This is a genomic window from Mammaliicoccus sp. I-M35 (assembly GCF_022386455.1).
Classification (GTDB): Bacteria; Bacillota; Bacilli; order Staphylococcales; family Staphylococcaceae; genus Mammaliicoccus; species Mammaliicoccus sciuri_A.
The window spans coordinates 1-21156 of sequence record NZ_JAJNIL010000019.1; the positions used below are offsets into that span (position 1 = coordinate 1).

At 30.3% G+C, this 21156-nt stretch carries 26 protein-coding genes; all 26 read left to right on the plus strand.

Annotation, left to right across the window (positions count from 1 at the left end; genetic code table 11):
* Positions 1-645: 645 nt before the first annotated feature.
* A complete protein-coding gene (locus tag LQ679_RS14380; RefSeq protein ID WP_239763482.1) occupies positions 646-3759 on the plus strand; it encodes a helicase HerA domain-containing protein in 3114 nt (1037 codons plus the stop codon).
* 60 nt (positions 3760-3819) lie between these two features.
* Positions 3820-4683, plus strand: coding sequence for a replication-relaxation family protein (locus tag LQ679_RS14385; protein WP_239763483.1), 864 nt, complete (start codon positions 3820-3822; stop codon positions 4681-4683).
* A 230-nt stretch (positions 4684-4913) separates the two neighbouring features.
* The gene (locus LQ679_RS14390) at positions 4914-5963 is read left to right on the plus strand and encodes a conjugal transfer protein (protein ID WP_198054572.1); all 1050 of its coding nucleotides are present in this window, start codon (positions 4914-4916) and stop codon (positions 5961-5963) included.
* A 21-nt stretch (positions 5964-5984) separates the two neighbouring features.
* On the plus strand, positions 5985-6203 hold the full coding sequence (locus LQ679_RS14395) for a hypothetical protein (protein WP_198054573.1): 219 nt from the start codon (positions 5985-5987) through the stop codon (positions 6201-6203).
* A 24-nt stretch (positions 6204-6227) separates the two neighbouring features.
* Positions 6228-6623, plus strand: a complete 396-nt coding sequence (locus LQ679_RS14400; RefSeq protein WP_198054574.1) for a TcpE family conjugal transfer membrane protein — start codon at positions 6228-6230, stop codon at positions 6621-6623.
* Between the two features lie 18 nt (positions 6624-6641).
* On the plus strand, positions 6642-9323 hold the full coding sequence (locus tag LQ679_RS14405; RefSeq protein WP_204190919.1) for an ATP-binding protein: 2682 nt from the start codon (positions 6642-6644) through the stop codon (positions 9321-9323).
* A gap of 29 nt (positions 9324-9352) precedes the next feature.
* Complete coding sequence (locus tag LQ679_RS14410) at positions 9353-9910, plus strand: hypothetical protein (RefSeq protein WP_239763485.1); 558 nt, start codon at positions 9353-9355, stop codon at positions 9908-9910.
* Between the two features lie 4 nt (positions 9911-9914).
* Entirely contained in the window at positions 9915-12206 is a 2292-nt protein-coding gene (locus LQ679_RS14415) for a CD3337/EF1877 family mobilome membrane protein (RefSeq protein ID WP_239763488.1), read from the plus strand.
* Between the two features lie 21 nt (positions 12207-12227).
* The gene (locus tag LQ679_RS14420) at positions 12228-13265 is read left to right on the plus strand and encodes a CHAP domain-containing protein (protein WP_239763491.1); all 1038 of its coding nucleotides are present in this window, start codon (positions 12228-12230) and stop codon (positions 13263-13265) included.
* Between the two features lie 14 nt (positions 13266-13279).
* Positions 13280-13894, plus strand: a complete 615-nt coding sequence (locus LQ679_RS14425; protein WP_239763494.1) for a hypothetical protein — start codon at positions 13280-13282, stop codon at positions 13892-13894.
* Positions 13895-13923: 29 nt separating this feature from the next.
* Entirely contained in the window at positions 13924-14202 is a 279-nt protein-coding gene (locus LQ679_RS14430) for a hypothetical protein (protein ID WP_239763513.1), read from the plus strand.
* Between the two features lie 217 nt (positions 14203-14419).
* Positions 14420-14644 (plus strand): hypothetical protein, encoded by a 225-nt coding sequence (locus tag LQ679_RS14435; protein ID WP_198054580.1) that lies wholly within the window; start codon positions 14420-14422, stop codon positions 14642-14644.
* Between the two features lie 67 nt (positions 14645-14711).
* Positions 14712-14936, plus strand: coding sequence for a hypothetical protein (locus LQ679_RS14440; RefSeq protein WP_198054581.1), 225 nt, complete (start codon positions 14712-14714; stop codon positions 14934-14936).
* Between the two features lie 110 nt (positions 14937-15046).
* Positions 15047-15256, plus strand: a complete 210-nt coding sequence (locus LQ679_RS14445) for a hypothetical protein (protein ID WP_198054582.1) — start codon at positions 15047-15049, stop codon at positions 15254-15256.
* Complete coding sequence (locus LQ679_RS14450) at positions 15253-15579, plus strand: hypothetical protein (RefSeq protein WP_198054583.1); 327 nt, start codon at positions 15253-15255, stop codon at positions 15577-15579. Before LQ679_RS14445 ends, LQ679_RS14450 begins: the two co-directional genes overlap by 4 nt.
* A complete protein-coding gene (locus LQ679_RS14455) occupies positions 15580-15744 on the plus strand; it encodes a hypothetical protein (protein ID WP_198054584.1) in 165 nt (54 codons plus the stop codon).
* Between the two features lie 5 nt (positions 15745-15749).
* Entirely contained in the window at positions 15750-15950 is a 201-nt protein-coding gene (locus tag LQ679_RS14460; protein WP_239763516.1) for a hypothetical protein, read from the plus strand.
* 133 nt (positions 15951-16083) lie between these two features.
* Positions 16084-16446, plus strand: coding sequence for a hypothetical protein (locus LQ679_RS14465; RefSeq protein ID WP_239763519.1), 363 nt, complete (start codon positions 16084-16086; stop codon positions 16444-16446).
* 4 nt (positions 16447-16450) lie between these two features.
* Complete coding sequence (locus LQ679_RS14470) at positions 16451-17344, plus strand: DNA/RNA non-specific endonuclease (RefSeq protein WP_239763522.1); 894 nt, start codon at positions 16451-16453, stop codon at positions 17342-17344.
* Positions 17345-17754: 410 nt separating this feature from the next.
* Positions 17755-18114 carry a hypothetical protein gene (locus tag LQ679_RS14475; RefSeq protein ID WP_239763524.1) on the plus strand — a complete coding sequence of 120 codons (360 nt, stop codon included), beginning with the start codon at positions 17755-17757 and terminating at the stop codon, positions 18112-18114.
* Between the two features lie 31 nt (positions 18115-18145).
* Complete coding sequence (locus LQ679_RS14480; protein ID WP_239763527.1) at positions 18146-18619, plus strand: JAB domain-containing protein; 474 nt, start codon at positions 18146-18148, stop codon at positions 18617-18619.
* Between the two features lie 272 nt (positions 18620-18891).
* A complete protein-coding gene (locus tag LQ679_RS14485; protein WP_239763530.1) occupies positions 18892-19134 on the plus strand; it encodes a hypothetical protein in 243 nt (80 codons plus the stop codon).
* Between the two features lie 82 nt (positions 19135-19216).
* Entirely contained in the window at positions 19217-19600 is a 384-nt protein-coding gene (locus LQ679_RS14490; protein WP_239763533.1) for a hypothetical protein, read from the plus strand.
* A 71-nt stretch (positions 19601-19671) separates the two neighbouring features.
* Positions 19672-19998, plus strand: a complete 327-nt coding sequence (locus tag LQ679_RS14495; protein ID WP_239763536.1) for a hypothetical protein — start codon at positions 19672-19674, stop codon at positions 19996-19998.
* Positions 19999-20058: 60 nt separating this feature from the next.
* The gene (locus LQ679_RS14500; RefSeq protein ID WP_239763540.1) at positions 20059-20319 is read left to right on the plus strand and encodes a hypothetical protein; all 261 of its coding nucleotides are present in this window, start codon (positions 20059-20061) and stop codon (positions 20317-20319) included.
* 362 nt (positions 20320-20681) lie between these two features.
* Positions 20682-21044: a hypothetical protein gene (locus LQ679_RS14505; protein ID WP_239763543.1), complete on the plus strand. Its 363-nt coding sequence runs from the start codon at positions 20682-20684 to the stop codon at positions 21042-21044.
* Positions 21045-21156 lie beyond the last annotated feature (112 nt).

The window sequence follows — 21156 nt, forward strand, 5'->3', positions numbered from 1 at the left end:
TAGGAATATAGATAGATTAATATAGTTTGTATATATAGAAGTATAGATAGGAATATAGATAGATTAATATAGTTTGTATATATAGAAGTATAGATAGGAATATAGATAGATTAATATAGTTTGTATATATAGAAGTATAGATAGGAATATAGATAGATTAATATAGTTTGTATATATAGAAAGAAAGCTTATGACCCTCTACTTGATCATAAGCCCCTGGAATGTCTATTCCACTTTTTATTCTAAATGATTTTATAGTTAATGTGAAGTTAATATATATAAACTATATACAGAATATATATTGTGTATATATATATTGATATATCTATACATATTTATAAACAAATATAGTACATATATAGTACATATATATTGTAATAAGAGTGTAACCTTTTTTGTACCTTATTTGTAACCTTAAATGTAATTCGTAATATAGTTAAAACATAATAATATATTGAATTATACTACATTTTATGGTATAATTACATCATAGTTCCTAATAACATTGGGACTCACCAAATATATATCATAAATAACCACCTTATTTATTTTTATGATATATCTATTTGGACGAGTTTTTAAAATGTCTCTCCAGACGGGGCGGCGACCTGTTCTTTTACAACTTAATATATGGAGGTGCATCTTATGGCAACCAAGAAACAAGATCCAGTATATTTATTTATCAAGGACAACTGGGTATTACTTTTACTTGTTTCTATTATTGGTACAATATATTTCTTTCGAAAGGAAATACTTATCACCTTCAAATCATTTATTGATTTCATATATATATCTAACCTATTAAACTATATATTTTATGTTTCAATTCTATTTATTCTGTTTTGTTTATTTAGACATTATATGAAAAAGAAAAGAATAATATGGTGTCGATTTATGCCACATTTATCTGATGATTTTAAATCAGATGATATACATTTTATGATGTCTCAAATGAATAAAATCAGATTGAAAAGAATTGAAAGATGGTTGCTGGGGAAAGATTGGAAATCATTTATGGTTAGAACTGATAATGATGGAAATATTTATTATTATTTCGCCTTTGATAAATCTTTGTTTATTCAAATGAAAAGTGCTTTAAAAGTTGCTTACTTAAATTCTAAATTAGAAAAAGTTGAAAAAGATGATTTACCTTTTCCTTATAAAGATAAGAGGTATGTTGGTGGGCGTATGAACTCAACAAGAAAATCAAAAAAGAGAATGTTGAGTTATAAAAGATTTCATAATGATTACTTACCTAACATTATTAATCTTTTGCCTGCAGATGCTTTTTTGAAAATAGATTTTAAGCAAAGTTTAAAGAAAAAGGCTTTGAAAAAAATTAAAGATTCAGAAGGTGTTATAAAAGAAACACAAACGAAGGAACGAACAGGAAAGCAAAAAGAAGATTTAAAAAATCTTCAAGCTAGAATGAAAGGTTCTGAAGTTGGTTTTAAAACATTGATCAGTATGGCAACTAAATCTGAAAATGGTGTACAAAGTTTAAAATCAGTTGGTGAAGCAATTTCTACTTCAATGGAAGCTGGGGCAACATTATTTTATAAGAAATATAAAAATGGCATTTCTAAGTATCCTATATTGAGACCAACGATTGAAATGAGAGATGCAGGTCTGTTGTTTGTGACAGGTTCTGAATTATCTAATGTTGTACATGTTCCTAACTACGCTGAAGAAAAAAATGAATTAATAGAAAAGTTAAGAAAACAAACAGATATGCATGATAAGACCATTGATTTACTAGAAACAGGTGTTTTTAATAATGAAAATGGTGTGAAAGTTGGTTTTGTTAAATTAGCAGACGGTAGTGAAAGGGATATTAAAGTGGCTTTAGACTCTTTAAAAGACCATGCAGCGATTACTGGTAAAACTGGATCTGGTAAATCTTCGTTTATTGTATCTATTTTAGATGGTTTGTTAAAAGAACATTTTGATGAAGATAAAAGACATAAAGCTTCAGGCTTAACATTTTTTGATCCAGGACAAGACACGGTTCTTACTTTATATAACCGTTTACTTAAATACTATAATGCTGGTGGTGAAATTGATTGGAACAAAGTTAATTATCTAAGTTTAGCAGATACTGATTATCCGTTGGCTATGAATTTGTTGGATAAAGGTATTGATCTAAATGGGGATACGTCTTTAAGTTCAATAGCTGAATCAGTTTCAGACATCATTGAAACAGCAATGCCCAATGAAGCGCCAGTAGCAAAAAGGTTGTTAGAAAAATGTATTGAAACATTACTAGCAGATGAAGAAGATCATAATATTTTAGATGTAAAGCTATTAGTAAAAAATGTGAACTACAGAACACAAGTTATAAAAAGAATAGAAAAGGATCCCTCTAATTACGCACTGATCGATTATTGGGAGACTGAAGCCGAAGAAAATTTAAAAACTTCTGAAATAGCTTTGATGAACAGATTAGAAGTCTTTAGTAAATCAACGGTGTTATCAAGAATGTTTGGACAAGATCATACTGAATTTAATTTTAGAAAGATACTTGATGATGGACATATTAATTTGATTGATATGACAGGGTTATCAAATTCTGAAATGCGTATTATAAGTGGCTATATGTCATATAGATTTTATAAAGCTTCTATAGGTCGCCGAAGTGATACACGTTTACACATTTTAGGTTTTGATGAAACAAAAGTATTAGGACATATGCCTTATTTAAGCAAAATTGTAGCTGAAACAAGAAAATTTAATTTAGCTTCTCTTGTAGGTGCGCAGATGTTTGGACAACTTGATACTGAATTGAAAAATAGTTTAAAAGAAGTTCAAGATAATTTTATAAGTTGTTTGCAGGGTGGCAAAGAAGCAAAAGAAGTATCTGAATTTATTAGTGATGAATCAGTACAAATCACACCTAAAGATTTAACAAGACTCAATTCTGATAAACGTGAAGGTTATATTGCTTTAAAAGATAAAATTCCAGGTGAATCAGGATCTAAAAGATATACGTTAAAAGTTCAGATAGATCCACCTATTAAATTTGGTATGAACGGTTTAGCAGTTGAATATAAATCATCTGAAGAAACTGAAGCATTGAATACTTGTAAATTGATAGCAAATACAAGAAGAAAGTTTAAACCAGGTATAAAACATAAATTTGAAATTGATTTTGAAACAACAAAACGTATGCAACCAAATAAAGAATGGTCGCATTTAGGTGTTTTAGATATTGTGAAGTTAAATGATGATAAAAAAGAAGCCTTACAACAAGAATTAGACGAATTAGAAATGATTAGAAAAGGTGAAATTTTAGAGGGTCAAATTCCTATATTCAAACGCTTTGAACAAGCGAAAGAACAAGAAAAATCAGAAATAACTGAAGTGATCAAAAGTGATGAAGAAATTGAAGTTGTTGAAGATAACGCTATTGAAGAAACTGAACAGTTACCGTTAGAACTTATTAATTCAAATTTAGAAGTTGATCAGCAAGTAGAACATGACAGACAGCAAGAAAGTAATAAAGTTAGAAAAGTTAGGGTCAACGAACAGGGGTTGTTTAATTTATCAGATTTCATTGATTTAGATGAACAAACAGTTCAAGCGCAAGAAAAGTCACAAGAACTAGAAGAACCATTAAATGAATCGAATGAAATAGACGAACCTGAACAAGATATAAGTGATTCAATTAAAGAAAATGAATCAGAACGATCAAATGATGAAGTTATAGAGAACTCTACGAATAAAAAATCTCGACGACGAAAAATCAAAGATATACGTTAATATATTTTGTTTGGTTGTGGCTCCTGGAATGTCTATAAAAAAATGACAGGGGTTGTTCGAATGGCACATATAACATTAAATGATGAAGATGTGAACGTTCTATTAAACGTTCATGATTATACGTTTATAGATTTAGACATGGCAGAAAAATATTTTTATAGTTCATATAATAATGTAGGTAGAAAGCTGAATAGTCTTATAGATGGTGGATATTTGGAAAGTTATAATGGTTTGTTTGCTAAAAATCATAGACCTAAAAAAATATACACTTTGACAGCTAAAGGCTCAAAAATGGTAGAAGAACTACAGGGGTATTCAAACTTTACAACAATGAGAAAACTACCTATTAACTATCTACATACTATAAATGTAGCGCGTACTGTATTAGCTTTTAAAGATGCAGGCGACAAGTTAAGCGACAAAATGAAAGTTAAAGAATTTGAAAATGAAAAATCAGCCTTCTTTCAATATGGTACAAGTAAAGCCGAAGTGATAAGACCTGATGGCATGTTCGTAATCGGTTTTGAAGATAGTGAAGATGAAAATATAGGCGTTTTATTAGAAATGGAAAACACAAAAACTAAACGATCTATCTTAAAAGGCAAAATGAAAAGGTATAGTGAATTTTTTAACGATCAGGCAATTCAAGATAGATATCAAGATAAATTATCAATGTATACAGAAGTTAGAGATTGGATTGTATTATTTGTAGGCGCTGATTCAGATTTAGAAATTTATACAAAGAATTTATTGTTAAGAGAAAAACCTAAAGATAATCAGAAAACGAATGATCGACCTGGTATTGAATTCCCGACTTTACTTTCAAACCTAGAATATATTGAAAATGATGCTTATGCTGATATTTATTTTGCTATGAATGAAGATGATACAAGTACAAGATTTAGTATAGATGAACACTTGTAAATCGAAAGGACTTGATAATATTGGGGCGTATATTTAGTGGAATATTTTCAGTGATTTTTGTAATAGCCTTATTTAAGTTTTTGGGTTTAGATACACAGATTATATTTACAGCAATTGAGTATTTTAAAGAAGGCGCTATTGAATTATATCAGAACTTAAAAGGTTTATTTTTGTAAAAACAATCTATATCAGTTATCTGATATTAAGTAAGAAAGGGTGACGTTTTCTTTATGAAAATACTAAAAAATAGTTTTAAAGCTATTAAGTATTATTGGAATAAAGGTGCAGTTGATAAAAAACAAAAGGACGAAGAAAAGAAAGCGAAATCTCGCAACATGCCCCCACAATATCGTTACTATAGGATAGGGAAAATTGCGTTTTGGGGCTTTCAAGTATTTCTGTTACTACTATTATTTATTGTTATTTCTAGTATCCGTGAAGGAGGTGAGGGCGACAGCGAACAAAAAGTTGAATTACCTCCACCTAATCAAGCTACAATGCAACCAGCAGTTGAATTTGGAAAAGAGTTTGTTTCTAAGTATCTAACTTTTTCATCTAAAGATGATAGCAGTGATAGATCTGAAGCTTTAAAACCATACTTGATTAAAGAATTGAATGATACAACAGGTGTAAGTGTTGATGAAGGTAAAGAATTAGAATCAGCAGTTAAAAGTGTGGATCTAAAAAAAGTTGAAGAATCAGGTAAAAACAAAGGTTTGTTGACATATAAGGCTAAAGTTGAACAAACAGAATATGTCACTAAAACAGTTGATAAAAAAGTGAAAGATGGTAAAAAAACAAAAACTGTTAAAGAAGAAGTTAGAGAACCTAAGAAAAAAGAAGTTACAAGATTTATTACAATTCCAACCCTTTACAAAAACGGCAAGTATGCAGTATATGAGTTACCTAAGTTTACAAATGTAGATGAAGATGAAACTGTAAGTTATTCAGGCAACAATAAATTACAATCAACAAATGATAATAAAGAGAAAGTGAAAGACTTTTTAAACACATTCTTTGAAGTATACGCGAGTGAATCAACAGATAAGATTGAGTATATGTTAGATAACGATGTAGATGTTACAACGTTAAACGGTAATCTTAAGTTTTCAAGAATTTCTGATCTAGAGACATTTAAATCTAAAGATGGTAAGGAAACAGTAGTTAAAACTAACGTAGAATTTAAAGATGAAATCGGTGTAACTTATGTATCAACTTATCACATTAATTTAAAAGCGAAAGACAATAGATTTATCGTATCAAAATTTGAAGAACAATAAAAAATTTAGGAGTGGTTTAATATGCCAACATTAGACGGATTTAAAACATGGTTTTTTGATCAAGCAGAAACAGCTTTTTTAATTATATTTGTATGTGCATTACTATTCGCAGCTTGGAAACGTTCTATTGCATTAGGTGTAACATTTATTGTAGTGGGTATTGTTTTAGCTATTTTCGTATTCAATCCTGCTATTATCAGTGATATTGCACAAGCATTTAGAAGTAGATTAGGTATTTAAACCAATATTTAGAAGGTGACAAATATGGCAGAAAACAAAGAAACATCAAATTTCTTTGAAAGTTATTATTTAAGTAATTTTAAAAAATACACAAGAAAAATTTATCGGTTTGGAAACGTTTCTCTACCACAACCGATAAATGCAAAAGTGTTTATCATATTTCTAGCAGTATTTTTTGCATTACTATTCTTTCGATTTATACCTTATTTAAATATCACGGTACTTTGGATACCAGACATGATTTATTTTGGTTTAATACCAGCCCTAGTTGCGTATCTATTAGCTGAATTTAGGGAAGAAGACCGTATGTTTTATCATTATTTTAGATCGTATATAAACTATCTAAGACGACAAAGAAAACATGAAGCATATCAAAAAGGACAAATTATTCAAATGAATAAGATGAAGAAAAAAAGCTAAAGATTGGGTGATTGTTATATGAAGCAAGTAACTTCTGAACTTACAAAATTTCCATTTAAACATGTTGATTCAAACTTGTTATTTACTTATACAGGCGAGGTATGGGCTTTTTATAGAATCGCTGGTTTTTCGTATGATTTAGAAGGCGACAATACAAAAATGAATGCTTTTTATAATCAAATGGACTTTTTAGAAAAAAATGTATTGGACTTACAATGGTTGGCTATTCCAAATCAATCAAATGCTACAAGCATCATCAATGAACAGATTGAAAGGTTAGCATTTAAAAAGGCTCGTCAAAAATATGAATTATTTGAAAACGGTGTGAAAATGCTAAATGCATGTAAAAAAGTATTTGAAAGAAATAGCCAAACTAAAGAAAGTAGAACCTATCAATATGTATTAGGTGTCCAACTTAACCCGAAGATGAACAAATTTAAAAAGGGTAATAGAGGGAATCAACTAATCACTAATTTTAGATCATTTATAAAAGGTTTAAATTCAGGTGTTGATTATGCTTTAGATCATTCAGGGCAAACAATATTAGATGAATTGATACAAGGATATAAGAAGCAATCTAAAAACATAGAATATAATTTATCAAGAGTATTTTCAGCAGGTAAAACAGCAAACTCAAAAGAGAATAATAATAGACCTGTATCATCTTTAAAAGATTATGAAGTAGCTTACATTGTAGAGTCAAACTATTCAGCTACACCAACAGCACGAGAAGTATTATTCAGAGATGATCTACCTTATGCAGAGGAAACGCAGATCGACCATGAAGGTACAAAATTAAAAGCCTTAAAGCTAGATAAAGAAAAATATATGTCATTACAAAGTGGTCTCATTAGAGAATATGACGAAAATACTTTATTAATTAAAAAACAAATCAACGGAAAAAATGAAACAATGTACGTACGCTGTATTGTAGCAACTAAATTTGAGGATAAAACTAAATTCCCAAGTCGAGAATGGTTTTATAGAATACAAAAACGTGTTTCATTCCCTGTAACTATCAGTATGAGAACACACTTTAAATCTAGTAATAAAACCGTGAAAGAATTATCAAACGTAGAACTTGAAATAGGGAATCAAAAAGAAGAAGCTTTTAAATCAGGACATATTATTGATAGACGAGTAACAACGAATCAAGGGAAGCTACAAACAGTTAAAGAAATGATGGAATCGCACAACTTACCATCTTATCAATTTAGTGTTGTTTATAAAATAACAGCAACTGATATTGAAACATTAGATAATAGACAAGAAGAATTACAAGAACAATTAAGGAAGTTTCAAATTGAAAGTGTCGCACCTTTGGGAGAACAGCCTAAATTATTTATGGAACAGTTACCAGGAGGACAACAATATCTTACAGATTATAAACATGAAGCTGAACCTGGTTTCTTTGCTTCAGCAATGTTTGGGGCTACAAATTCATTAGGTGACGATAAAGGCTTTCCAATCGGTACGACAACAGACGGAAAACCTGTATATATCTTACCTGAAGTGTCGGCGAAGGGTTATGACAATCAAGTTAGTAAAAGTATTGGTTTAGGAACAATGATAGCTGGTCAAACAGGTTTTGGTAAATCTGTTTTAATGAACTTTATATCATGGTGGGGTGCATTAACAGGATCTTATGTATTTATCCTAGACCCTAAAGGTGATAGAAAGAAATGGGAAAACGGTTTGCCAATGATACCTAAAGAATATATTAGAGTATGGACAGTCGGGAAGTCTAAAGATGATGTAGGTTCATTAGATCCATTTAAAGTAAATGAAAATGTAAATGAAGCTATAGAATCAGCATCTAATATATTTAATTATCTGTTAAAGGCAGAATACGGGAAACATAAAGCAAATTTACTTTCAGAAGCGATTATTCATGCTTCAGAACAAAAAGATAGATGTATGGCTCATGCCTATGAATATTTAAGAAGTATGAATGATAAGGCAAATGAACAAGAAGGTTATATGATACCTGAAAAACATAACGCTTTAACTGAATTAACTGAAGCGTTTGAGCAAATACAACGTAAAGATTTCACGTCACTTTTAATTGCACAACCAGGTCAAGAAACACAATCATTAAGCTTTGATAGACCTATCCAAGTATTAATGCTTGAAGAAATGACTTTACCTAAAAGTGATAAAGCACCTAAAGATTATACACAAGATGAACATATCGCAACTGCAATTATGTTGTCATTAGGTGGTTTCTTAAGAAAATTCATGATTACAGAATATAAAGGTGAAAGCGTTAAGAGACATAAAATCGCACTGTTTGACGAGACATCAGCACTTGAAGCCAATTCAAGTGGTTCGGCTATGCTAGATGATATTGTGCGTCAGGGTCGTTACTTCAATATGACACTACTCAAAGGGTCACAAAATGCTACCGATCATGGACGAGATGCACCTAACATGTCAATGAAATTTAGTTTTAGACAAAAAACAGATGAAGAAGCTGAAACAATGCTTAAAACACTTAATTTAGAACCAACACCTACGAATATAACGAAAATAATGAATTTAGGACAGGGTACGTGCTTATTCCAGGATATAAACGGAAGAACAGATACTTTAAAAGTCGACTTATTATTTAAAGACGTATTTGATGCGTTCCAAACAGATACATCATCAGAAGAAGAACGAGAATTTGAACGTAAATTAAGTAAAGCAGGTGCTAACTAATGAAAAAATTGAGTTTTGTCTTATTGGCAATGCTGGTAATTGTATTATCAGCATGTGCTGATAATACAAAGAAAAACGAAGGTTCTAAAAAAGAAGAAAATAAGCTACTTGAAACTACAAAAAATAAAGAAGCTGATGAAGTAGCGCAAAGAGTTTTATCATCAAATCTAAAGGACGATACAAAATCGCTAATTGATGATTTTAATGATGAAGCAATTGAGGATATCTGTGATAGTGAATACAATATGCAAAGTTGTAATAGACAGGTAATAGAAGAAGATAATTTAAACCCAGTTGATCCAACTGGTGAATATCAAACAATATTAGCGCAATATGATAAAAACAAAGCTTCTTATATCGCTACTTATAATGGTGATTATGTAGAAGTAACTGATAAATCAGCGTTTACAAAAATAGCTGATACTGATTTATATTTGATTCAATTTTCTATAGAAAAAGATGAAGGTGAATATAAAGTATCTAGTTACTATGATTGGAAAGAGTCTGAATCAGTTATGAAAAACTTTAAAGATAAAAAGAATGTATATGAATTAAAAGGTAATTACTCTGATCTATTTGAGGAGTGAGAAAATGAATAAGATTTTTAAGGTATTTTTGTTACTTCTCATATTAAATTTATCATTACCTTTGAATGAAATAGCTAACGCTGATGAACCTGATGATGCAGTAGTAACGAATGGTCAAGATGCTGAAGCTGGTCAAGATCAAGGGTTAAAGATTGAGTCTAAAAAAATGGGTAAGTACAAAAATGATAATCCTAAATATTCAATTGAAACGTTAACATATGATGATATTAAGAAAATGCAAGATGCAGAAAAAGAGAAAAAAGAAAAAGACAAAGGTTTTAAAGAAAAATTTGCCAGTGGTATAGGTAGTATTGTAAATGTAGTGCCTAATTCATTGGACGGCGTTAAAGACGATACGAGCCGAGCAATTAAAAATCAAGGGTTGTTCGTAATGTCAAAAGCATCTAATGGCTTGATGCAATGGAATGTAATTGCTACTAATTTTACTTTGAATTTGTTTGCATGGTCTAATGATGCCCCTTTATTTAACTATATTATATCTGGTGTAGAAGATAAGATAGGTCAAATTGCTGGTATAGATAGCGGTGGTCTTACGGGTGACGGTCTGTTTGGTCAATTTTTAACCTTAATTTTAGGGTGTGTAGTTGTTGTATGTATGTACTTAGCATTCCTTAAACATGCCCCTATAGAAGCTTTAAAAGGACTATTACAAACGGTTATAGTATTAACTATAGCATTGCTTTTAGTTGCTAATATGGGCAGTTATTTAAGAGGTGTTAATACTATAACAACGGGTGTTATGGACGAATTAGTTTCGTTTGGTGCTGGTGTTGAAGGTGAAGCAGATATGGACTCTACAGAGGACGTATTGCATAGAGCGATGGTGTATACACCTTATGTCAATATGATGTTTGGCACTGATGACGATTCAGTCGTATCACAAGAACGTGTTAAGAACCTTATGACGACAGATAGTGCAAAAGAAAGAAAAAAGTTATTGAAGGAAGAATATAATAAAGGTAACGATATGGTTCACCCTGACAGTGTATCCACTCAAATACTGTACGGAATTATAACCGTGATAGGTAATAGTGTTTTAGGGACGGTTGTACTTGTCATTGCTGGTGCATTTCTTGTATTTCAATTATTAATTGTGATATGGGCTTTTATTGCCCCGTTTGCGCTACTATGGGCTTGTCTACCTGGTCAATTCCCAGTTGCTTATAAATATCTAGGAAAACTTTTTGAACCATTTCTTTATAAATTAGGTTTAGGAATTTTAGTAATGGTTCTAGGTATTTTAATCGGTGTAATAGCAAGTATTAATGTTATAGATGGCATTGTAGGTTATTGTTTGCAACTATTCCTGATTTTCTTAGTATTCATAGTGTTGTTCTTATTAAGACATAAAATTATGTCCGTATTTACAGTTACTAATGAGGGTAGAATGTTGAAGCAATTGATTAATTCAAATGATTATATACCACAAACATTAGGTGCTGGTGCAAATGCAGTTACAAATAACATACCAGGCGTTAATGCAGTGACTGGCGCTATAGGTGGTGGTGTTGTATATTCAGCTTCACAATTAGGCTCTATGATGGGACAAGACGAATATGAACCAGTAGAAAGAAAAGAAGTACAGTCTGAAATGCCACAATTAAATGATTATATGGGTGAAGAAAAATCAAGCCCTGAATATGACACTACACCATTAAAAGCTACAGGTAATATAGGTTATTCAGGAAATAATAATTATGATGAAGTTGAACAAGATACTAATAATGATCAATTAGAAAGTATATCAGATCATATAGAAGATACTGAAGATATTGAAGGTATAAAAGGATCTAATGAACGTATACCTACTGAAATTAGGACAAACGGTTCTGAATCAGAAGGAAACAGTATAGATAATAAATCTACTGATGATTTACCAAGCCTTAATGAATATATAGATGATGAAGGTGATTCTACTGAACATTTAGCATCAATAGATAAAATTGATTCTATGGATCGTGAATCACTAGATGATGAATTATCAGGTCAAAAAGGTAGCTTAAAAGAACATGCAGAAAATGAAATGATTTCAGGCGCTACAGGTTTAGATGCAGGAAAACTCAAAGACTTACAAGCTGATTATAATGAACATTTTCAAGATGATGCATTTCATAGAAAGTTACGTGAAACAGCCGACACTGATTATGAAAATAAAGGTTACGGTCACGGTGACAAAGAAGAAACTATTGAAGAAATTGAACGTAATGAAGATGATTCTTTTGAAAAAATCAATCGTGATGAAGATCGTTTAGATGATGAAAATGAAGAAAAATAACAAGATGCTAGGAGTGGGCTTATGAAATCTAAAAACAAGAAGTATGCATTTGCTGGTTTAGGTTGTTTTCTCATAATACCCTTCCTAGTTTTTCTTCTTTTAATAGCTGGTATACTTGGATCTTTAGGTATAGGTGGTTTATATGAATCAACCAGGAAAGAAGAAGAATCAGGATCTAGTGAATCATATTGTATAGGTGGAAATGTTTCTAAAAACAAAATCGAATCATTTTTTGAAGAAAACGCTAAAGGTGGAGGTCTTGAAGGTAAAGGGGACTATATTGTGAAAAGCGCTAAAAAACACAAGATAGATCCTCAAATCTTCATGGCAATTATTATCCATGAAACAGGTTACGGAAAATCAGAAGCAGTTAAAACACATAATAATGTAGCTGGTATGATGGGATCTGGTGATTTATTTAAGTTTGATACTATTGAAGATGGTATAGATGCAGCAGCTAAAAACTTAAATGATTTATACTTTTCTAAAGGTTTGACTACAGTAGACAAAATACAGAAAAAGTATGCCCCAATAGGTGCAACAAATGATCCAACTGATTTAAATTCAAATTGGGCGCCTACTATTAAGAAATTAATTAAGAACTTGAATGATGGATCATCATCAAAAGCGAAATGTAAAAAATCAGGTGGCGAATTTAACGATTCAGGCAAAGACTATAAAGGTAAAATACCGAGTTGGTCAAATAGCAACCCTGGAAAAATGAATCTATACGATGTAGGTCAATGTACGTGGTACGCGTACGGTATACGTCAGAAAATGGGTAAACCAGTTTCTACACTATGGCATGATGCTCATAAATGGAATGAGCGTGCAAAAGCAGAAGGTTATAAAGTTGGAAGCAAACCTAAAAAAGGCGCGCTATGGATAGCAGAACAGGGCGCTGGTGGACATTCAAATGTAACAGGTCATGTTGGTGTTGTAATAGATGTTAAAAGCGATACAGAGTTTGTTGTGACTGAAATGAATGGTAAAGGTATACCATATCAAATTGATGAAAGAACTGTAAAAATGACTGATGGATATAGCTTTATTTATTAAAGGGGTGCTAAAAATTGACTAAAAAAATATTGTTAGGAATCGTTGTAGTAATTGTTTTAGGCTATATTTCAATTAATATGTATAGCCAGTACCAGCAAACAATTAAATATGGTAAAACAGCAGATAAGTATGAAGAAGATCTACAAGCAAAGAATAATAAAATTGATACTATGCAAAAAGATTTAGAAGATAAAGAATCGTTGATTGATCGACAGAGTAAAGAGGTTATAGCGAAAGAAGAACAAGAAATCAGAAAGAAAACAGATGAATTTGTAAGAGTATTATTAAAGCAAAAACCGAAAACAAGTTTTTTAGATAAAAAAGATAAACTTAAACCATTAGTAACTGAAAGTTATTACAAAGAATTATTTAGTGATAAAACATCACAAAGATATAATTTATATGTTGAGTCAGAAGTACAAGACTTGCGCGTTTATATTGATGAATTTAAACCTGAAAAAGATAAATACAGTGTGTTTGTAGAATTTAATGAATTACAAAATGATGTTGAAGATGATAGCGAAGAAATAGACCGTAAAGGTTCAGCAAAAGTAGATTTAGAACGTAAAAAAGGTGAATGGTTTGTAAGTGGTTATCAACGTTTTACATTAGAAAGTACAGCGCCTTAAAAACTTATCTATATTGAAGGAGTGTTATTATGAATCGATACTCAAAAAATCAACAACAAAAAATGAAAGTAGATTTTTTTTCAGAAATTAATCTTAAAAACTTTATATTGAAATTGATATTAACAGCTTTAATAATGAATTTAACTGCAAGTTTAAGTAATCAAATAGATATTAGTTCGAATGTAATTTCAAATATTATATTAGAGTTAATATTGGTGTTCTTTTCAGTATTTATAATACTACTATTGTTTATTAAAGAGTTTAAATTGATTAAAAAGATAGAGAAAGAAGTTAAAATATCACGATAGTTAATGATAGAGGTAGCCAATAGGTTACCTCTTTTTTTATAATTTATTACTAAAAAACTTTACATGTTTACGAAAACGTGATATATTATATTTAACGAAAGGAGGTAAGCAATGGTAGGTATCGCATTAAGCATTGTTGCACTAGGTTTTATGGCAATGATATACAGTTTGATTATTTGGTTTCAAAAGCCTTCAGAAAGAAAGGGGGAAAAATAGAATGGATATTAGGAATGTAGATAGTATGTATTTTAGGGACATACTGAATGATCAGGTAGTTTTATTTCAATGTAAAACGACTAAAGAAGTACATTGTTGGAAAGCAGGACTTTATATTGGAATGATAAAAAAAGCTTATATAAGTAAGTATAAAAAACCATTAGAAGATTTGAAAAACAGAATATTAACAGATCATGTATTTTTAGATAAAGCTATTGAAGTCTAGCATATAAAAAACTGGTGGAATACTCTCAATATTCCACCTCCTTAAAACTAATATAGGAGTGATTAAAATGAATGATAGAGTTAAGAGTGTAAAGTTTGAAGCGCATGGATCAGAATTTATATTTAGATTAGGTAAGACGTGCTGGGGTGATGAAGGAATAGCAGTATATCAAGATGGTTACTACATTGGCTTAATTGATGTTTTAATGTCTGATGATTATAAAGACCCTTTAGAATCTGTAGCAAGAAGATTTAAAAAAGACGTATCACTTCTTGATGAAGTGTACGCCTAGCATATAAAAAACTGGTGGAATACTCTCAATATTCCACCTCCTATTATAACATTTTTAGCATATAGAATGATACCTACCAAGCTTGCCAAACTATATAGGAGGTTTTAATCATGATAAAATCTATTGAATTTGAAAAGAATGGTCAACATTATGATTTAAGACTACAAGATATACCAGGTAAAACATTAAAAGTACGTGTTTATGTAAATTACATGTTTAAAGGCATATTAGAAAAGCAAAACAATGAAACAGATCAAAACTTGCTATTGAGTAAATATGAAATGATTATCAATTCACCTCAAAAGGAGGGGATCATATGATTCATTACCATACTGAAGAAGGACTAGAAAAGTTACAACAAGTTATTGATAAATTTATGATCGAAAAAGGGATAGGTAAAACAAAAGTAATTGATGAAAAATCAATGATAATACTAGGATCAGCAAAAAAAGAAAAAAACGGTTATACGCAATTTTCATCAGTCATTTTAAATGTACGTGATCTAGTAATTCATAAAGATATTTTTAGTGTAAAACATGATGTTGTTAAATCAAAACCGTTTAATTCTGTTGAGGAACTGGCAACATATCTTGAAAATATAACTTATGATGATTTAGTAGATTTTGAAGTGTTGGATAGTTAAATGAAATACAAAGTCGATAGAGAACAAGAAATTAAAGATATGTTGATCCAGTCTATACTATTAATTGATCCTATTCATTATTCAGAAAAAGCATTAGAAAATAAAAGCCTGGAAGAAATACAAGAAGCTTTTAATTTAGCAAGAAAGCAACAACTGGAGGAGTGATAAAGATGTTAGATACATTGTTTGAAGTACGTGGTAACAAGTATATGTTCTCAAAGATTGTAAACCTTTGGGGTGACGAAGAAATTAGTTTATATGAAAATGGTGAAATTCTAGGCTATTTAAAGACAGAAAAATACAGTGTAGAAGAAGCTGAAAAAGAAATATTAGACAATGAAAACTTTAAAGAAAGCGACTTAATAATATAAGTTACACAGTGGGCTTTACTGTTATGATTAAATAAAAAAAGCAATCACGAAATGTGATTGCTTAGATGGAATAACAGATCGCTATTCACATCATAAAGGTGATTTAATTATAACATAAAGCGAGGGAATTAATATGGAATTTAATCAAATCAAGAAAATATTAGAACATGACAAAACAAGCTATGTCACAAAAGGGGGACTAGAAATGGCTATTAATGAAGAACTAGGCTTATATATATCAAAAAATGACGGTGTATTTGCAGTAAATCAATTAGAAAATAATGATATAGATTTTATTGAATCAAGTGATAATTATGTTGAGTTAATCGGTATTAAAGAAGTTAGCGAATTAACGAATACTGGTAGAATGACGATTAAATACAGAATCGAAAACAACGTATTCAAAAAGATGCCTAAACCATTTTTTGTATTAAGACAAAGTAGAGGTGACTCTCATTTTTGGTTAAGGTCTCAATTTGAAGATAAAAAGGAGTAGTTAAATGAAAACGGTCAAAATTCTATTATCTATAATACTTACCACTATTATTTTAGCTGGTTGTGATATAGGTGAAGCTATAAAAGATGAAGCAACAAAAGAATTAAAGACACAGTCAAAAAAAGCATTAGAAGATTTGAAAAATGAAACCTTTAGTAAATCGACACCAAAAATTAAGAATAGTAATGACGATTTAGCGCTGATTAATGCTGAAACTAATGACGAAAATTACGCGTTTATTAATGATAATAAAACATCATTATCAAAAGCAGATCAGGAACTCATTAATAAAAAGGGTAATTCTGAATTTTGGGCGTTATATTCTGATTTAGACCAATTAGGACGAGGTGGAAAAGTTACAGCCTTAGTTACACATCAAGCAGTATTAAATAATTCATCTAGCGCTAAAGAGAGACCTCAATTTGATTCAACTGTACGTTTAGCTGGTGAATATAAAGACGGTACCTATGACCCTATAAAGCAAACCTGGAAAGGTACACAATCAAATAATCAAATCTTACAACTGGAGGGATATAGAGGGTATATCTATAATAAATCACATTCTCTTGCCTGGTCATTAGGTGGCGATATGGAAACCCACAACCTAACTTTAGGAACTAGAGCGCAAAATGTAGGTTCAAATAGAGCATCTGATGGTGGTGGAATGGGATATCCTGAAACACAGGTAAGAAACGCAATATATGATAAACCTGAAACTAATGTATTTTATGAAGTTACACCTGTTTATAAAGGTGATGAATTGCTACCTAGAGGGTCGCATGTTCGAGCCTATTCAATCAATGACAATGGGAAAACCGTAAACTTGAATGTATGGATAGCCAATAAACAAAAAGGCGTAACAATCAATTATAGTAACGGTACATATACCACAACCTAGATGTCGCAGGTCGTACCGCTTCACCTCTACCGCTTCATAATTTAAAGTAAAAAGAATACTATTATAAGCTTTTTCAATCGTTCATTAAAATCTTGACGTCACCTAAAAAATATCATTGGTTGACTTGTCCGATTTAAAATTTTTTTCAGTTACGTCCATCAAGAAAACCACTTGATGACCTCACCGAAAAATTTTAAACCGACCAACCCAACCAATGATATTTTTAGCTTCCTTACAAGATTTTAATGAACGATTGAAAAAGCTTTTTTAAACCCCTAAAATAGTAATTTATTACTAAAAAACTTTACAAGTCTACTAAAATTTGATATACTTGTTAGTAAGAAAGGAGGTAACAGGTCGCAAAACGCTAATTTATCAAGCGTTTAAACATCATAAAGGGAGTTTTTTATATGGCAAATGTTTGTTTTTATCACATCAGTTATATTAGTGGCGATAAATCGGCAATGAAAGAATTGGCACTATATTTCAAAGGTGAAAAAGAAAAAAAGCTAGGTGGGGTACGTACAGATGAAACGTATTTCGATGAAAAAGATTTGTGGATAGATGGAGGTTGTAAATGGTCTGCAACAACTAGCATGCTAAAAGAAGGCTATTACACAAGATACACAGATACAGATTTAACTAATCTTGAATTACTAACAAAAGAATTAGGGTTAAAAATCAGATTAGTAGCAAATGAAAGTGGTTGTTTTGTAAAAGAAGATTATACGATAGATAACGGAATTGTTTACGATAATACAATGTTATAAAGGGGTTAGAAAAATGAGAGAAAACTATATAATGAATTTTGTAAAATTTACGGCATCTTATGAGGTAACAGAAGTTGAAAAATTTGAAGTATCAAGTCCAGAGGACGTTAAAACACTTTTAAATGATTTGTTTGATATTGGATTTTTACACACAGAGCATTTTGTTATGATTGGTTTAGATAGTCGTAATGTTGTAACTTGCGTTCACACAGTCCATATTGGAGGACTAATGGCTTCAATTGTTGATATTAGGGCATCATTTTTTGCAGCAATACACAATAATTGTGCAAGTGTGATTTTCGCACACAATCACCCGTCACAATCAAATGCAATACCAAGTAATGCAGATATAACGACAAGTAAAAAATTAAGTCTAAGTGGTAGCATATTAGGAATTGAAGTTCTTGATAGTGTTATCGTTTCAGGAAATGATTATTATAGTATGGCAACAGAGGGGCATTTAGAAGTAAGCGAAGATATAACAGAAATAATAGAAAACTTGTAAAGTCCAAGACCTCGAGAAATCGGGGTCGCCGGCTCGTCCGGTTTTAAATTTTTTTTCAGTTTCGCCTATCAAGAAAACCACTTGATAACCTCACCGAAAAATTTAAAACCGACCTCGCAATAAAGCGTTAGGGCGTGAGACCTCGTCCGATAAATATATCATTCAGTTTCGTCCATCAAGAAAATCACTTGATGAACTCATCGAATGATATATTTATCGACCTCACCCTCACGCCCTAACGCTTATACACACAATATAAGGAGTAGATATATATGAATAGAAAAAGAAAAAATGTGAATGTAACGGAATTAAAAGAATTAGGAATTGCGAATAATAGAGGTGTAATTGACTATAAAAAATATAGTAAGTTTAAAACAATGCAAAGAAGTTTAGGCTATAACGTCAGACTAAATTTAGATGAAGAACACACAGAAGAAGGGCGTTTAGTTTTAGACAATGAACCTACTAAATATGGTGACAAGCTACACACACATAAAATAAACATTATTGAGTAAATCAAATATAATATAATTTAAGAAGGTGATAACCTTATATTAGGAAAGAAGGGATATTATGACGATGTTTATATTTATAATCATGTTAATTATATTCATCATGATATTGTTTAATATAAAGCGAAAACAACAGATTCTACAATACGTTGACGATATGCGAAACACCTCACTTAAAACCGTTACTATAAGAAATATTAACCATATACTTAAAAATCGTAGAAATAATTTTGTGTTGGTGTATACTTTTGGGAAAATTGAATTATTACCAGGTCAAATAGTATTTGTCCGATCTGGTGAAAGAGAGGGTATATCTATACCTCAAGCAAAAGTAAATATTAGATATAAAAAGTTTGGTTTTATCCCTTTATATCCTATTAAAATTAAAGATAAAGATTTGATGAACTTCTATCAAAGAGAATTAAAGATTTATATTACTAAAGAGCGTTTTAAATCATTGCAAATTTAATTTTTTAAAGCAAATCGTTATTCATGAACTACCGAACTACAATTTGATGCTTATTAAAAGGGGGATTGAATGTGAATATTATTGAAAATATATTTTTTGCAGTCGGGGTATTAATTTTATTTGTTTCTATAGCATACATAATATTAGCTTTCATTATAGATATAGTTATAGATTCAAAAAAAGTAAGAGGTCAGAGATTAGTTCATACAAATGCAGATGACACTCGACAACATGAAATTAAATACAATATTTCACCGAAATTATTGAATTTAAATAAACAACTTAATGAAAAAAGTATATTTGCTAAAATAGGGTTATTCATTGGCATAGGTCTGGTAGGTGTACACATAGGAAAAATAGCAATTTCAGGAATTAGTGAACTACTTTTGAATATATAAAATCATTTAAAAAGGTTAAGATAAATTATAATTTTTATAATGAAGTAAAGGAGTGTTTTGATGTTTGATGATTTATTGGCTTTTCTAGGTAATTTCTTTTTTATGATAGGTAATATTGTTATGGGCTTCACTTTAGTTATAGGGTTGGTATTTGGAATTTTGCTTGGGTTAGAAACAAAGTTTGGTTTTTTAGATACCAGCGCATATACACTTGTAAGGTTGTCTAAAAAGCTAGGTTTATTTGCTTTAATAGGAATAGTAGTAGGAATTGTTTTTTATATACTTGGTTTAGTAATAACATCAAATCAAATGAGTCTTTGATATGTAAAGATTATAGCAAGCTATGTATTGTGTTAATAAGCATACAATAAAACAAAAGGGGGAAAGAAAATTGAAAATAGTAAATACTCTTTTTTTGAATTTTATATATAGTATGACAATAGTAGTTATAATCACAGGTCTGATAATGTACAATGGGAATTACTTTCAGAATGTAATATTAGCTGATTATAGGTTGTCATATTATGTAGCGATTACAATTTTTCTTTTCTTAATTTTACCTTTTTCTAATATCATACTATTTAAATATCTATATAATAATGAAAAGATTCAACAATTTTTAAAAAGATTATCAGATAAACTATACAAATAAAAATTATAAGCATAACAAAGGAGTAATTTATATGAGAAATAGACGGTCTAAAAAACTGTTATTAAGTATGGTATTAATGGTAGTTGGTCTATCACTCACAATTCTAAATATAAAAAATGACCCTAGTATTATGCTTGCTATCGGTATGATACTAGCTGTTGTGGGTCTTGTTTTATCAATGCGTGAAGTATATAAAAAAGAACGCTTAGATTTAATAGATGATATCAACGTTTCATTACTGGAACTAGGCTACACAAAGGAACAAATTAAAGATAAAGAAATGTCTTTATATCAATCTGATATCGATGATATAAAAGCTTTAAAATCAAAAGTAGATTTAAAAGTAAAACAAAAAAGAGAAGATGATTTTTTCAATACAACAGAACGTTCATAATGTATATGATATACAATTCAACTTCCTCTAATGACCATTATGTAAACTAAATTAAAACGCCAAATGCCTTTAAATTAGGCTTTAGCGTTTTTTATTTGGTTTTTGAGTATAC

Bases quoted from the DNA above. Each gene is read 5' to 3' on its own strand.
- LQ679_RS14380 (WP_239763482.1), top strand. From the start codon at position 646: ATGGCAACCAAGAAACAAGATCCAGTATATTTATTTATCAAGGACAAC.
- LQ679_RS14385 (WP_239763483.1), top strand. From the start codon at position 3,820: ATGGCACATATAACATTAAATGATGAAGATGTGAACGTTCTATTAAAC.
- LQ679_RS14390 (WP_198054572.1), top strand. From the start codon at position 4,914: ATGAAAATACTAAAAAATAGTTTTAAAGCTATTAAGTATTATTGGAAT.
- LQ679_RS14395 (WP_198054573.1), top strand. From the start codon at position 5,985: ATGCCAACATTAGACGGATTTAAAACATGGTTTTTTGATCAAGCAGAA.
- LQ679_RS14400 (WP_198054574.1), top strand. From the start codon at position 6,228: ATGGCAGAAAACAAAGAAACATCAAATTTCTTTGAAAGTTATTATTTA.
- LQ679_RS14405 (WP_204190919.1), top strand. From the start codon at position 6,642: ATGAAGCAAGTAACTTCTGAACTTACAAAATTTCCATTTAAACATGTT.
- LQ679_RS14410 (WP_239763485.1), top strand. From the start codon at position 9,353: ATGCTGGTAATTGTATTATCAGCATGTGCTGATAATACAAAGAAAAAC.
- LQ679_RS14415 (WP_239763488.1), top strand. From the start codon at position 9,915: ATGAATAAGATTTTTAAGGTATTTTTGTTACTTCTCATATTAAATTTA.
- LQ679_RS14420 (WP_239763491.1), top strand. From the start codon at position 12,228: ATGAAATCTAAAAACAAGAAGTATGCATTTGCTGGTTTAGGTTGTTTT.
- LQ679_RS14430 (WP_239763513.1), top strand. From the start codon at position 13,924: ATGAATCGATACTCAAAAAATCAACAACAAAAAATGAAAGTAGATTTT.
- LQ679_RS14435 (WP_198054580.1), top strand. From the start codon at position 14,420: ATGGATATTAGGAATGTAGATAGTATGTATTTTAGGGACATACTGAAT.
- LQ679_RS14440 (WP_198054581.1), top strand. From the start codon at position 14,712: ATGAATGATAGAGTTAAGAGTGTAAAGTTTGAAGCGCATGGATCAGAA.
- LQ679_RS14445 (WP_198054582.1), top strand. From the start codon at position 15,047: ATGATAAAATCTATTGAATTTGAAAAGAATGGTCAACATTATGATTTA.
- LQ679_RS14450 (WP_198054583.1), top strand. From the start codon at position 15,253: ATGATTCATTACCATACTGAAGAAGGACTAGAAAAGTTACAACAAGTT.
- LQ679_RS14455 (WP_198054584.1), top strand. From the start codon at position 15,580: ATGAAATACAAAGTCGATAGAGAACAAGAAATTAAAGATATGTTGATC.
- LQ679_RS14460 (WP_239763516.1), top strand. From the start codon at position 15,750: ATGTTAGATACATTGTTTGAAGTACGTGGTAACAAGTATATGTTCTCA.
- LQ679_RS14465 (WP_239763519.1), top strand. From the start codon at position 16,084: ATGGAATTTAATCAAATCAAGAAAATATTAGAACATGACAAAACAAGC.
- LQ679_RS14470 (WP_239763522.1), top strand. From the start codon at position 16,451: ATGAAAACGGTCAAAATTCTATTATCTATAATACTTACCACTATTATT.
- LQ679_RS14475 (WP_239763524.1), top strand. From the start codon at position 17,755: ATGGCAAATGTTTGTTTTTATCACATCAGTTATATTAGTGGCGATAAA.
- LQ679_RS14480 (WP_239763527.1), top strand. From the start codon at position 18,146: ATGAATTTTGTAAAATTTACGGCATCTTATGAGGTAACAGAAGTTGAA.
- LQ679_RS14485 (WP_239763530.1), top strand. From the start codon at position 18,892: ATGAATAGAAAAAGAAAAAATGTGAATGTAACGGAATTAAAAGAATTA.
- LQ679_RS14490 (WP_239763533.1), top strand. From the start codon at position 19,217: ATGTTAATTATATTCATCATGATATTGTTTAATATAAAGCGAAAACAA.
- LQ679_RS14500 (WP_239763540.1), top strand. From the start codon at position 20,059: ATGTTTGATGATTTATTGGCTTTTCTAGGTAATTTCTTTTTTATGATA.
- LQ679_RS14505 (WP_239763543.1), top strand. From the start codon at position 20,682: ATGAGAAATAGACGGTCTAAAAAACTGTTATTAAGTATGGTATTAATG.